At 73.2% G+C, this 13,866-nt stretch carries 8 protein-coding genes; 7 read left to right on the top strand and 1 reads right to left on the bottom strand.

The genetic code is table 11. The features are described 5' to 3' along the window. The first annotated feature begins 881 nt into the window (after positions 1 to 881). The 7 genes from ABZT03_RS30865 (at position 882) to ABZT03_RS30835 (ending at position 13,388) form a co-directional block, all read left to right on the top strand. Positions 882 to 2,264, top strand: a complete 1,383-nt coding sequence (locus ABZT03_RS30865; RefSeq protein ID WP_356045485.1) for an ABC transporter substrate-binding protein — start codon at positions 882 to 884, stop codon at positions 2,262 to 2,264. Between the two features lie 9 nt (positions 2,265 to 2,273). Continuing rightward, positions 2,274 to 3,626: a sugar ABC transporter permease gene (locus ABZT03_RS30860; RefSeq protein ID WP_356045482.1), complete on the top strand. Its 1,353-nt coding sequence runs from the start codon at positions 2,274 to 2,276 to the stop codon at positions 3,624 to 3,626. Positions 3,627 to 3,676: 50 nt separating this feature from the next. Next, positions 3,677 to 4,507: a carbohydrate ABC transporter permease gene (locus ABZT03_RS30855; RefSeq protein ID WP_356045489.1), complete on the top strand. Its 831-nt coding sequence runs from the start codon at positions 3,677 to 3,679 to the stop codon at positions 4,505 to 4,507. 165 nt (positions 4,508 to 4,672) lie between these two features. Then, on the top strand, positions 4,673 to 6,943 hold the full coding sequence (locus ABZT03_RS30850; RefSeq protein ID WP_356045479.1) for a bifunctional glycosyltransferase family 2 protein/CDP-glycerol:glycerophosphate glycerophosphotransferase: 2,271 nt from the start codon (positions 4,673 to 4,675) through the stop codon (positions 6,941 to 6,943). Between the two features lie 215 nt (positions 6,944 to 7,158). Then, on the top strand, positions 7,159 to 9,372 hold the full coding sequence (locus ABZT03_RS30845; RefSeq protein WP_356045476.1) for a CDP-glycerol glycerophosphotransferase family protein: 2,214 nt from the start codon (positions 7,159 to 7,161) through the stop codon (positions 9,370 to 9,372). A 5-nt stretch (positions 9,373 to 9,377) separates the two neighbouring features. Further along, the gene (locus tag ABZT03_RS30840; protein ID WP_356045473.1) at positions 9,378 to 11,630 is read left to right on the top strand and encodes a bifunctional glycosyltransferase family 2 protein/CDP-glycerol:glycerophosphate glycerophosphotransferase; all 2,253 of its coding nucleotides are present in this window, start codon (positions 9,378 to 9,380) and stop codon (positions 11,628 to 11,630) included. Between the two features lie 159 nt (positions 11,631 to 11,789). Continuing rightward, on the top strand, positions 11,790 to 13,388 hold the full coding sequence (locus ABZT03_RS30835) for a hypothetical protein (protein ID WP_356045470.1): 1,599 nt from the start codon (positions 11,790 to 11,792) through the stop codon (positions 13,386 to 13,388). Here ABZT03_RS30835 and ABZT03_RS30830 read toward each other — a convergent pair whose 3' ends face one another. Further along, the gene (locus ABZT03_RS30830; RefSeq protein WP_356045467.1) at positions 13,389 to 13,802 is read right to left on the bottom strand and encodes an organic hydroperoxide resistance protein; all 414 of its coding nucleotides are present in this window, start codon (positions 13,800 to 13,802) and stop codon (positions 13,389 to 13,391) included. Positions 13,803 to 13,866 lie beyond the last annotated feature (64 nt).

Raw genomic sequence — 13,866 nt, 5'->3', positions numbered from 1 at the left:
CCCGGTGTGCCGCGCCATGCCGTGGGGCCGGGGACGCCCCGGACCACGCGACGAACGAGGCGGGCCGCGCCCTCCGTTGGCCGGAGGCGCCCCGGGCCGCGCGGTCAACCCGATGTGCCGCGCCATGCCGTGGGGCCGGGGACGCCCCGGACCACGCGACGAACGAGGCGGACCGCGCCCTCCGTTGACCGGAGGCGCCCCGGGCCGCGCGGTCAACCCGATGTGCCGCGCCATGCCGTGGGGCCGGGGACGCCCCGGACCGCAGCGGCGAACGAGGCGAGCCGCGCCCCATCGTTGAACCGGGACGCCCCCGGACCACGCGGCGAACGGGGCAGGCCGCGCCCCTCCGTCCGGTAAAGGCGCCCCGGACCGCGCCGCGAACATGGTGCGCCCCCACCATGGGGCAGAGGCACCCCGGACCGCGCGGCGAACGTGACGGGTCGCGCCCCACCGGTGGGCGGAGACGCCCGAACCGCGCGGCCAACGCCGTGTGCCACGCCCCGCCGTTGAACCGGGACGCCCCGAACCGCGCGGCCGACGCAGTGCGTCGACGACGGCGCCCTGCCCTTCGGAGGGCCACGTGGGCCGGCCGAGGCCCGCGTCGACGGCGGCGGAGCGCCCGGCGCCGTACCCACGAGGGGACCGTGCCCCTTCCGAACCCCTCCGACTGCCCCGGATCCCGCCGTCCGATCCCGCGCGCGCCGGACTCTTCACACTCCTGCACCCCTCGCGCGCATGCGGCGGACGCACTGGTCACGAGGGCATCACGATCGCCCACTTGACACCAGACGCGGTCTTGCAGCCCTCGTTCACCCAGGCGTAGACCAGATCACACGGGACAGCGTTCGAGCGTTCGACGAGGAACGAAGAACGGGGCATTGATGCGCAGCACGAACAGCACCATCGGGACCCGCGGGGTCGCGAGAACCACCGCAGCCGTACTGGCCGGCACCCTCGCGCTGGCACTCAGCGGGTGCGGCGGAGACGACGACAACGGCAAGGGGGGCCAGTCGGGGAGCCCTTCGGCGAGCGGCAGCTCCCTGCAACTCCCCAAGCTCGACGGACAGACACTGGAGGTCGCCGCCGTCTGGACCGGACCCGAGCAGGACAACTTCACCAAGGTCCTGGACGAGTTCGAGAAACGCACCGGCGCCAAGGTCGACTTCGTGCCGACCGGCAACAACACCTCCACCTTCCTCGGTACCAAGATCCAGGGCGGCAAGCCGCCGGACGTGGCGTTCCTGCCGCAGGTCGGTGTGCTGCACCAGTTCGCGGACAAGGGCTGGCTCAAGCCGCTCGGCGCCGAGGCGAAGGCGCAGTCGTCCAAGAACTTCTCCACGGGCTGGCAGGAGCTCGGGGCGTACAAGGGCAAGCAGTACGGCGTGTACGTGAAGGCGGCCAACAAGTCGCTGGTCTGGTACAACACGGCCGCCTTCGAGGCGGCGGGCGTCACGGCTGCGCCGAAGACGTGGAAGGACTTCCTCTCCACCGCCCAGACGCTGTCCGACGCGGGCTCGCCGGCCGTGTCCATCGGCGGCGCCGACGGCTGGACGCTCACCGACTGGTTCGAGAACGTCTACCTGTCGCAGGCCGGCCCGGAGAAGTACGACCAGCTCGCCCAGCACAAGATCAAGTGGACGGACCCGTCCGTTAAGGACGCGCTGACCACGCTGGCGCAGCTCTGGGGCAAGGACGACCTGATCGCGGGTGGCCGCTCCGGCGCGCTGCAGACGGAGTTCCCGAAGTCGGTCACCCAGGCCTTCTCCGGTGACAACCCGGCCGCGATGGTCTACGAGGGCGACTTCGTGACCGCGAACATCAACGCGGACACCAAGGCGAAGGTCGGCACGGACGCCAAGGTCTTCCCGTTCCCGGCGGTCGGCGCGCAGGCCCCCGTGGTCAGCGGCGGCGACGTGGCCGTGGTCCTCAAGGACGGCAAGGGCCCGCAGGCGCTGATGACGTTCCTGGCCTCGACGGACGCGGCGGAGATCTGGGCGGCGCAGGGCGGCTTCATATCGCCGAACAAGGCGATGGACCAGGGCACGTACAAGGACGCGGTGACCCGGGACATCGCCAAGGCGCTGCTCGCGGCGGGCGACGACTTCCGCTTCGACATGTCCGACCAGGCCCCGGCGGCGTTCGGCGGTACGGCCGGCATCGGCGAGTGGAAGGACCTCCAGGACTTCCTGAAGAACCCGAGCGACGTGGCGGGCGCCCAGAGCAGACTAGAGTCCGACGCCGCCAAGGCGTACAAGGCCGGCTGACGGCCCAAGATGGCTTCGGTCGCGAACTCGACGGGGGGTGCCGGCGCGCTGCCGGCGCCCTCCGTCACCCCGCGCAAGAGCGTGACGGGGACCCGGCTGTGGGTGGCGGTGCTGTTCCTGCTGCCCGCGCTGGTGCTCCTCGGCGCGCTCGTGGTCTACCCCATCGGGTACTCGGTCTGGCGCAGCCTCTACGACGCCGACGGCTCGGGCTTCGTCGGCCTGGACAACTACCGGGACATCTTCACCGACAACTCGACGCTCACCGCGGTCCGCAACACGGCGATCTGGGTCGCGGTCGCCCCGGCCCTCGTCACCGCGCTGGGCCTGATCTTCGCGGTGCTGACCGAACGGGTGCGCTGGGCGACGGCGTTCAAGCTGCTCATCTTCATGCCGATGGCGATCTCCATGCTGGCCGCCGGCATCATCTTCCGCCTGGTGTACGAGCAGGACCCGGACCAGGGCGTCGCCAACGCGGTCGTCACCTCCGTGCACGACGCCTTCGCAGACTCCTCGGTGTATCCCAAGGCCAGGCCCAACGCCGCGGCGAGCGACCTGAAGGCGTCCGGCGGCGGCTCGTTCACCACGACGGGGGCGGTACGGGCGGGCACCCCGGCTCTGCTCCCCCTCGTCGGGATCGCCCCGAACAGGCTCCCCGGCACCCCCGAGAACGCCAGGGCGGCGAGTGGCGCCGGCGTCACCGGCACCGTCTGGCTGGACTTCAAGCTGGGCGGCGGCGGGACGAAGGGCCAGGTCGACCCGGGTGAGAAGGCGCTGAAGGGGGTGAAGGTGGAGGCCGTACGGGACGGCGAGGTGGTCGCCTCGGCGACGAGCGGGGCGGACGGCACCTTCACCCTGCCGGCCAAGGCCGACGGAGCCCGACTGCGTTTGCCGGGCTCGAACTTCGCGGCCGCCTACAACGGCATCGACTGGCTCGGCCCGACCCTGGTCACCCCGGCCATCATCGGCAGCTACGTCTGGATGTGGGCGGGCTTCGCGATGGTCCTGATCGCGGCCGGTCTGGCGGGCGTCGACCGCAACCTGCTGGAGGCGGCCCGGGTCGACGGCGCCAACGAGTGGCAGGTGTTCCGCAAGGTCACGGTGCCGCTGCTGACGCCGGTCCTGGTCGTCGTCCTCGTCACCCTGATGATCAACGTGATGAAGATCTTCGACCTGGTCTACATCATCGCCCCGCAGCCCAGTCAGGACGACGCCAACGTCCTGGCGCTGCAACTGTTCCTGTCGTCCTTCGGCGGTGGCGGCAACTACGGCGCCGGCAGCGCGATCGGCGTCATCCTCCTGCTGCTCGTCCTGCCGGTGATGTTCGTCAACATCCGCCGGCTCCGAAGGGAGCGTCAACGGTGACCGCCCTCGACACGACCGGCGTGCGCGCCCCGCGTTCCCTCGCCGCCCGGATGGCGAGCGGCGCGGCGGGCGGGGTGACCCGGGTCTTCCTGATCCTGGTCGCGCTGCTGTGGATGGTGCCCACGTTCGGCCTGCTGGTCTCCTCCTTCCGCGACCCGACCGACATCGCCTCCTCGGGCTGGTGGAAGGCGTTCACCGCGCCGAGCGAGCTGACCGTGAAGAGCTACCGGACGCTCCTGGAGAACGACGCGATCACGCACTCGCTGCTGAACACCATCTGGATCACCGTCCCGGCGACGCTGCTGGTGGTGCTGATCGGCGCGATGGCCGGATACGCCTTCGCCTGGATGGACTTCAAGGGCCGCGACTGGTGGTTCGTGGTCGTGGTGGCGCTGCTGGTCGTACCGGTGCAGGTGGCCCTGATCCCGCTGTCGGACCTCTTCGGCAAGATCGGCATCTTCGGCGACATCATCGGCGTGGTGCTCTTCCACGTCGGCTTCGGACTGCCGTTCGCGATCTTCCTGTTGCGCAACTTCTTCGCGGAGATCCCGCGGGAACTGCTGGAGGCGGCACGGCTCGACGGGGCGGGCGAGGTGCGGCTGTTCACGACCGTCGTGCTGCCGCTCGGCGCGCCGGCGATCGCGTCCCTGGGGATCTTCCAGTTCCTGTGGGTGTGGAACGACATGCTGGTGGCGCTGGTGTTCTCCGACAGTCAGTCGCAGCCGCTGACCGTCGCGCTCCAGCAGCAGGTACGGCAGTTCGGCAGCAACATCGAGATCCTGGCGCCGGGCGCCTTCATCTCCATGGTGATCCCGCTGGCCGTGTTCTTCGCGTTCCAGCGGCAGTTCGTGTCCGGCGTGATGGCGGGCGCGGTCAAGTAGGCCGACGGCAGGGGCCCTTGGAGCAGCCGAGGAGGGGGCGGGCCGGCGACACCGGCCCGCCCCCTCACGTTCACCCACAATCCCCCGTATGCCGTACGTGGCGTAACCAACTCACTCCATTGGCCGTTCCCGGGCAGAACGCCCGCGCCGACCCATGGATGTGCCTTGCCCAGGTTCAGTGTCATCGTCCCCGCGTACAAGGTTCAGGCGTACCTGCACGAGTGTCTGGACTCGGTGCTCCGCCAGTCGTACCCCGATCTCGAACTGATCGCGGTCGACGACCGCTCGCCGGACGCCTGCGGGGCCGTCATCGACGAGTTCGCGGCCCGGGACGCGCGCGTGCGGCCGGTCCACCTTGCCGAGAACCAGGGGCTGGGCCGCGCCCGCAACGCGGGGCTCGCCGAGGCGACGGGCGACTACGTGCTGTTCCTGGACGGCGACGACACGCTGACCCCGGACGCGCTGCGTTCGATCGCGGACCGGCTGAAGGAGACCGGCGAGCCGGACGTCCTCGTGTACGACTACGCGCGCACGTACTGGTCGGGCGAGACCGTCCGCAACGCGGCCGCCGCGCAGCTCACCGAGGAGGGCCCGGCGCCCTTCCGGCTGGCGGACAGGCCGGGGCTGCTGCGCCTGCTCATGGTGGCCTGGAACAAGGCGTACCGCCGGGAGTTCGTGGAGCGGGAGGGCTTCACCTTCCCGCCCGGTTACTACGAGGACACGCCCTGGACGTTCCCGGCCCTGCTGGCCGCGGAGTCGATCGCGACCCTGGACCGGACGTGCGTGCACTACCGGCAACGCCGCCAGGGCAACATCCTGGGCACCACGAGCCGCCGTCACTTCGACGTCTTCGAACAGTACGACCGTGTCTTCGCGTTCATCGACGGGCGCCCCGAACTGGCGCGCTGGCGTGCGGTGTTGTTCCGCCGCATGGTCGACCACCTGGCGAAGGTGTTCACCCGGCGCGGCCGGCTGCCGCGCGGCACCCGCGCCGAGTTCCTGCGCAGGGCCCGCGCGCACTACCGCCGTTACCGCGTCGCCGGCGCCCCCGTGCCGCTGAGCTCCCGGCCGAGGCACGCGCTGGTGCGGCTGGGCCTGCACCGCACGTTCCGTGTGCTGCAACTGGCGTCGGCCCTGCACCGGCGGACGCTCCGGCTCGGCGCGCGGGTGCTGAGGTCGGTCCGCCGCACCGTGCTCCGGCTGCACTACCGCCTCCAGCTGCGCCTGCCGCTGCGGGCCGACCGCGCGGTCTTCGCCGCCTACCGGGGGCGCGGCCACGGCTGCGGTCCGGGCGCCCTGGAGCAGGCGTTCCGCACGCACGCGCCGCAGGTGCGCACGGCGTGGATCGCCCGGCCCGAGCACCACCACACGATCCCGCCGGGCCCGCGCCGGCTGCGTCCGGGCACCGCCGCGTACTGGACGGCGCTCGCCCGCTCCAAGTACCTGGTCAACAACGTCGACTTCGACCGCGGGGTGGTCAAGCGCCCCGGTCAGGTCTTCGTCCAGACCCAGCACGGCACCCCGCTCAAGCACATGGGCCTCGACCTCCAGGAACATCCGGCGGCGGCCCGCGACACCGACTTCGCCGAGCTGCTGCGCGGGGTCGACCAGTGGGACTACGTCGTGACCGCGAACCGGCACTCCACCCTGACCTGGGAGCGCGTCTACCCCGGCGGCTACTCCACCCTGGAGTACGGCTCCCCGCGCAACGACGTCTTCCAGCGGGCCACCTCGGCGGACGTGACCCGGCTGCGCGCGTCGCTCGGCATCCCGGCCGGCTCGGTCGCGATCCTGTACGCGCCCACCTACCGCGACTACCGCCGGAGCATGCGCACCGCCCTCGACCTGGAGCGCCTGCTGCGCCGCCTCGGCCCCCGCTTCGTCGTGCTGGCCCGCGCCCACCACCGCTACGGCGCCCCGCTGGTGGACAGACCCGGCGGCCGGCTGATCGACGTCACCGGCCACCCGAGCGTCGAGTCCCTCTGCCTCGCGTCGGACGCGCTGGTCACCGACTACTCGTCGATCATGTTCGACTACGCCAACCTGGACCGCCCCATCGTGATCCACGCCGACGACTGGGAGGCGTACGAGGCCGCCCGCGGCACCTACTTCGACCTGCGGTCCTTCCCGCCGGGCGTGGTAGCGCGCAGCGAGGACGAGCTGATCGGCGTCTTCGCAGACGGCCACTGGCGCGGCTCGCGCTCCACCCAGCTGCGCGCCGCCTTCCGCGAGCGTTTCTGCCCGCACGACGACGGACGCGCCGCCGAACGCGTCGTACGCCGGATCGTGCTCGGGGAGGAGGAGGCGCGGCTGCCGTGCGTCGTACCGCTGGCCGAGCGCCGCCCGGTGCCGGCGGCGGCCGCCGCCCTGGCGCGCTCGCCGCTGGCCACCGTGCCGCAGCCCGCGGGCCCCCTGACCGTCACCGACCGCCGCTGAACACCGTTGCCAGCCCGGGGAGTCCGCCCGTATGCCTGCCCGTCCGTCGCGACCCACGCCGACCCGGCCGTCCACGTGGCGGCCGGCCGGGGGTCCCGGTCGCCGCGACGCCGTCCGCGGCGCCCGGTGCCGTGACGGGCGACGTTCGCCCCGTCGCACGAACGTCGCCGTCCGCGGCGCCAGGTCTCCGCGAGAACACCGAGAGAAAGAGCAGAATGCCCCGCTTCAGCATCATCGTCCCGTCCCACGGGGTCGCCGGCCGGTTGTCCCAGGCGCTGGACTCGGTCCTCGCCCAGTCCTTCGGGGACTTCGAGCTGATCCCGGTCTGTGACGCGCCGGACTGCCCCGCCGCGGACGTCGTCGCCCGGTACACCGGGCGGGACTCCCGCGTGGCCCCGGTGCACTCGCCGCCGTCGGCCGGGTTGGCCGGGGCCCGCAACGCCGGGCTGCGGGCGGCGACCGGCGCGTACCTGCTGTTCCTGGACGGCGACGACGTCCTCGTCCCGGGCGCCCTCGCGGCGCTGGACGCGCGGCTGGCGCGGACCGCGGCCGACGGCGAGGCCGACGTCCTGTACGCGGAGTACGAGCGGGCCCCCTGGTGGGAGGGCGAGCCCGCCAACCCGGCCGCGCAGCTCCTGGCGAAGGCACCGGACGGCGTCTTCGCGCCCGGCCGCGCCCCGCGGCTCACCGGCGTCCAACTCCCCGCGTGGAGCGCCGTCTACCGCAGGGACTTCCTCACCGAGCGCGAACTCGTCTTCCCGGACGGGCACTTCACGGACGTCGGCTTCGGCGGGCTGGTCACGGTCGAGGCCGAACGGACGGCCGTGCTGCGCCAGGTCGTCGTCCGGCATCTGGTGCGTCGCCAGGGCAGTCGCGTCAACCGGCCGGGCGCCCACCACGTCGAACTCCTCGACCAGGCGGACCTGGTGCTGACCCGGGCCGCCGCACGGGGACTGTCCGCCGAGCGGTCGCACGCCCTGTTCGAGCAGCTGTTCGCCACGGTCCTGAAGACCGCCGCCCATCCCCGCCGGCTCACCTCGGGACGCCGGGCCTTCTTCCGCCGGGCGGCCCGTCTGTACCGGCGCCACCGCCCCGCCGGCTACCCGACTCCGGGCGGCAGCCTGGGCGTTCAGCACCGGCTGCTGTCGTCGGGGGCGTACACCGCCTTCCGTGCCCTGCGCGGCGCCAACCGGTCGGCGGCGCGGGCGGCCCGGCGCGTCCCGAGCCCCCAGGGACTGCGCACCCGGCTGCACTACGCCCGCGCACTGCGCCGCCCGCTGGACCCCACGCTCGCCGTGTACTGCGCCTACTGGGGCCGGGGTTACGCGTGCAGTCCGGCCGCGATCCATGTCAAGGCCCGTGAACTCGCCCCGCATCTGCGTGCGGTGTTCCTGGTCGAGCCGGACGCGGTGGCCGCGATGCCCGAGGACGTGGAGCACGCGGTCATCGGCAGCCGCGAGTACTGGGAGGTGCTCGCCCGCGCCACCTATCTCGTGAACAACGCCAACTTCGCGGACGCCGTCGTCAAACGCCCCGGCAGCGTGCACCTGCAGACCCAGCACGGCACCCCGCTGAAGAAGATGGGCGTCGACCAGGCGACCTATCCCGTGGTGGCCGCGGCGACCGGCAGTTTCAGCCGCCTGCTGGCCCGGGTGGACCGCTGGGACTACAACCTGACCTCCAACCGGCACTCCACCGAGATGTGGGAGCGGGCGTTCCCCGCCGCGCACGAGACCCTGGAGTACGGCTATCCGCGCAACGACGTCTACTGCACGGCGAGCGCCGAGGACGTCGCCCGGGTCCGCCGCGAACTGGGCGTCCCCGAGGGCAGGACGGCGCTGCTGTACGCGCCCACGCACCGCGACTACAGCACCGGCTTCGAGTCCCGCCTCGACCTGGAGGCGCTGTGCGAGGCGATCGGCGACCAGTACGTGATCCTGCTGCGCGCGCACTACTTCTACGACGAGGGGGCGGCGCGCGGCAGCGGCCGGATCATCGACGTCACCCGGCACCGCTCCTCCGAGGACGTGTGCCTGGCCGCCGACGCGCTGATCACCGACTACTCGTCGATCATGTTCGACTACGCCAACCTGGACCGGCCGATCGTCGTGTACGCGGACGACTGGGACGTCTACCGGGAGACCCGGGGCGTCTACTTCGACCTGACGGAGTGCCCGCCCGGCCGCGTCGCCCGCACCCCGGACGAACTGGCCGCCGCCTTCACCGACGGCTCGTACGCGGACGATTCCGCCACCGCCCTGCGCGCCGCGTTCCGGGAGCGTTTCTGCCAGTTCGACGACGGTCGCGCGGCCGAGCGCGTGGTGCGCCGGGTGCTGCTCGGCGAGCCGCCCGAGTCGATCCCGCCCGTGATCCCGCTCGCCGAGCGCACCCCGGCCCCGGCCCCGGCCGCCGCCCTCGTGAGGAGCTGACCCCAGTGCCCCGCTTCAGCGTCATCGTCCCCGTCTTCAAGGTGCAGGGCTACCTGCGCGAATGCCTCGACTCGGTGCTCGAGCAGTCCTTCGTGGACGTCGAGGTGATCGCCGTGGACGACCGCTCACCCGACGGGTGCGGCGCGATCCTCGACGGGTACGCCGAGCGCGACCCCCGGGTGCGGGTGCTGCACCTGCCCGAGAACGTCGGTCTCGGGCGGGCCCGCAACGCCGGCCTGGAGCAGGCCGGCGGCGACTACGTGCTCTTCCTCGACAGCGACGACCACTACACGCCGGGTCTGCTGGCCGCGGTCGCCGCGCGGCTCGACGCCACCGGCGACCCGGACATCCTGGTCTTCGACCATGTGCGCACCCACTGGTGGGGCCGCGGCGGGCAGAGCAAGTCGGCCGGCCTGCTGGCCGCCGGCGCCGCCCTGGACACCTTCGACGTCCGCGAGCACCCGCAGTACCTGCACCTGTTCCTGGTGGCCTGGAACAAGGCGTACCGGCGTTCCTTCCTGCTGGCGCACGGCCTGCGCTACGAGCCCGGCCTGTACGAGGACGCCCCCGTCACCTACCGCTCGATGGTGCTGGCCGGCCGGATCGCCTGCCTGGACCGGATCGGCGTCGAGTACCGCCAGCGCCGGCAGGGCGCGATCACCAGGACCCCGGGGCGCCGCCACTTCGACATCTTCCCGCAGTACGAGGGCCTGTTCGCGTTCCTCGCGCAGCGCCCCGACCTTGCCTGGGCGCGCCCGCTGCTGTTCGAACGGGCCCTGGACCACATGCTGTTCGTGCTGGCCTGCGAGGACCGGGTGACCCCCGCCGACCGTCCGGACTTCCACCGCGAGATCCGCTCCTTCCACCGCCGTCACCTCCCGGCGGACTTCACCCCGCCGGCGGACGCGCGCGGTGCCGAGATGCGGCTGCTGGCGACGGCGCCGTACGCCTCGTACGCGGTGCTGCGGGGGCTGCGCACCCTGCGCGGCACGGCCGGGGCCGGCGGCCGGCGGGTGGCGCGGACGGTTTCACGGGCGACCCGGCGGACCTCGCACGCGGTCCGGTCCGGCTTCCCCCTCGATCCGCAGCTCGCGCTCTACTCGGCGAGCCACCACCGGGGCGTGACGGGTGACCCGGCCGCCCTCTACGCCAAGGCCCGCGAACTCGCCCCGCACATCCACGGGGTGTGGGTGGTCCGACAGGACGCGGTGGACTCGCTGCCGCCCGGCGTCGACCACGTCACGCCGGGTTCGCGGCGCTACCACGCGCTCACCGCGCAGGCCACCTACTGGGTGAACAACGTCAACTGGCCGGGCACCCCGGCCAAGCGGCCCGGCAGCGTCCACATCCACACCCATCAGGGCACCCCGCTGAAGTACATGGCGGCCGACCTGCTGACCAAGCCCGGTGCCCGGCACGGACTCGACGTGCCGCGGATGCTGCGCCGCGCGGACCGCTGGGACTACAGCCTGGTCGCCAACCGCCACTCGGAGCTGGTCTGGGACCGCGCCTACCCCTGCCATTTCACGTCCCTGCGCACCGGCAGCCCCCGCAACGACGCCCTGGTGAACGCCGGTGCCGACGACGGGCGGGCCGTGCGGGCCCGGCTCGGCGTCCCGGACGGGCGGACGGTGGTGCTGTACGCGCCGACGCGCCGGGAGTACCGGCGGGGCGGTCACGTCGAGCGGATCGACCTGGCCCGGTTCGCCGCCGACCTCGGGCCCGACCACACCCTCGTCGTCCGCCTGCATCCCTCGCTGGCCACCGGCCCGGCACGCGGGCTGGGGCTGACCGAACTGCACCGGCGCGGTGTGCTGATCGACGCGACGGACGAGCCGCACGTCGAGGACCTGATGCTCGCCTCGGACGTGCTGCTCACCGACTACTCGGCCCTGATGTTCGACTACGCCAACCTGGACCGGCCGATCGTGGTCCACGCCGACGACTGGGAGGCGTACGCGGCCAGCCGGGGCGCCTACTTCGACATCACCGCCGAGGCGCCGGGCCATGTGTCGCGCTCCTACCGGGAACTGGCGTCTCTGTTCGCCTCCGGGGCGTGGCGGGACGAGGAGGCGGCGCGACTGCGGGCCGCCTTCCGGGACCGGTTCTGCGAGTTCGACGACGGCCGGGCCGCCGAGCGGGTGGTGCGGACGCTGATGCTGGGCGAGGACCTGCTCCCGCCCGGGCCCGGGTCCGCCGCCGCGCTGGGCGGGCTGCCGGCCCCCGCCTCCGGACGGGATCTGCTGACCTCGTCGTAGCGCGCGGCGGGCGGGTCGCGCGCCGGCCGGCGTGGGATCCGCCCACCGGGGTGGTCGCCGGGGTGGCGGCCTCACTCGTTGAGGTGAAGCGCGTCATGCCGTCGGCCGCGGCGGGAACATACGGCCCATGCCCCAGACGCCCCCTTCTCCGTCCGTCCGGTGAGCGCCGGAACACTCGTCCGGCGCACCGTGCGCGGCGCGACGGCGCTGCGCGGCGGCCGTCTGCGCCGCCCGAGTCCGTACCAGGTCTTCGGCGCCCTGTTCTGGCTGGTGATGACGCTCGCGTACTGGCGGGTGCCGCTGTGCTGCGACTCCGGCCAGCACGCGGCGGTCGTCGAACGCCTCAAGGCGGACCTGCTCCACCCGGCGCACTCGATGGCGGCCCTGCCGGGCGCGGGCAGCCCCTACTACGGGCCGTACGCCGTCGCCCAGGCCGTCCTCGCACGGCTGACCGGGCTGTCGGGCTGGGAGGTCGTGAAGCTGGCCGGGCCGGCGCACCTGCTGGTCCTGCTGACGGGGACCGGCCGATTCGTCCGGATGCTCACGCCCCGCCCGTGGGCGCCGGTGCTGGCCCTGCCGGCCATGACGCTGCTGTGGGGCACCGCACGCGTCCTGTGGAGCGGCTACCTCGGGCTGATGCCGATGACCACGAACCTCGGCTACCCGTCGGCGTTCGCCATCGGGCTGACGCTGTGGGCGTGGGCGCTGACGGGCGCCCTCGCGGGGACGGACGGCGCCGCGGTGCGCTACGTCGGCCCGGACGGGCTGCGCGGCTGGTGGAGGTACGCCGTCATCGGGGCGCTGTACGGCCTGATCCTGCTGATCCACCCGGTGACGGCCGTGTCGGCGGTGACCGGGGCGGTGGCGGTCGTCGCGGCGCGGCAGCGGGCGTGGCGGGCTCCGGTGGCGGCCCGCTGGGCGCTCGCGGCGGCGGTCGCCCTGATGGTCGCGGTGTCCTGGCCGTACTACGACGTGCTGTCGCTGACGGGCGAGACCGGCCTCGACGGGATGCACCGCCGGCTGTACGAGCAGATGGCCGCGAACTCCTGGCTGGCGCTGCTCGGGGCGCCCGCGCTGTGGGCGCGCGCCCGGCGCTCGGCGCGTGACCCGCTGGTGCTGATGTTCTCGGTGCAGTGCCTGGTGGTGGGCTACGGCTGGGTGAGCGGGCACTACACGTACGGCAGGGCCCTGTGGGCGGCGCTGCTGCCGCTGCAACTGGCGGCGGCCGTCGCGCTGGCGGCGCCCCGGCCGTGGAGGCGGGCCAGGCGGGCGCTGGGCGGGGCCGTGGCCGCCGGGGCGTGCGTGGGGTTCCTCACCGTGCAGGCCGGGGCGGTCGTACCGCGCGCACTGGACCCGGTGGGCTTCGCGCAGCCGCCGCGCTGGCCGTCGTACGACTGGGCGGCCCGGCACATCGGTTACGGCGAGGTGGTGATCACCGACGGGTACATCGCCGGTCACCTCATCGCCGGGTACGGGCCGTACCTCGCCGCGCCGATCTGGCCGGACCCGGCCCTGGACGAGCGGGAGCGGGCCCGCCGGCTCGCCGACGTCCGCGCCTACCTCGCCCCGGGGTCGACCCGCGCCGGGCGCGCCGCCCTCGTCCGCCGCTACCACGTGCGCTGGCTGCTGCTGACGCCCCGCCATCCGGTGCCCCCGGAGGCGGTGGTGGTGGCGTGGAGCCGGCGGACCGGTGAGGTGCTGGCGCGGGTCCCCTCGGGAGCGGCCGCCCGGGGTCTCCCCCCGGACGGCCGTCAGTGACTACTCGATGACGAGGTCGACCTCGACGTTGCCGCGGGTGGCGTTGGAGTAGGGGCACACCTGGTGGGCCTGCTCGACGAGCTTGCGGCCGGTGGCCTCGTCCACGCTGTCGGGCAGCTCGACGCGCAGGGTGACCTTGAGGGCGAAGCCCTCACCCTCCTTGCCGATGCCGACCTCGGCGGTCACGGCGGCGTCACTGACGTCGACCTTGGCGGCGCGGCCGACGAGGCCGAGGGCGCTGCCGAAACAGGCGGCGTAACCGGCGGCGAACAGCTGCTCCGGGTTGGTGCCCTGACCGTTGCCGCCCATCTCCACCGGTATGCCCAGCGCGAGGTCCAGGGTGCCGTCGGAGGAGACGGCGCGGCCGTCCCGGCCGTGGGTGGCGGTGGCGACAGCGGTGTAGAGCGCGTCCATGGAAAACCATCCCTCTGCGTGCGAGTCGTGTGCGGCGGCGCCCTTCCGGGCCGCCTTCCGGACC

This window comes from Streptomyces sp. NPDC005574, from assembly GCF_040605435.1.
Taxonomy (GTDB): Bacteria; Actinomycetota; Actinomycetes; order Streptomycetales; family Streptomycetaceae; genus Streptomyces.
The sequence above is the reverse complement of the archived record's forward strand: the minus strand, read 5'-3'. Positions and strand labels throughout refer to the sequence as shown.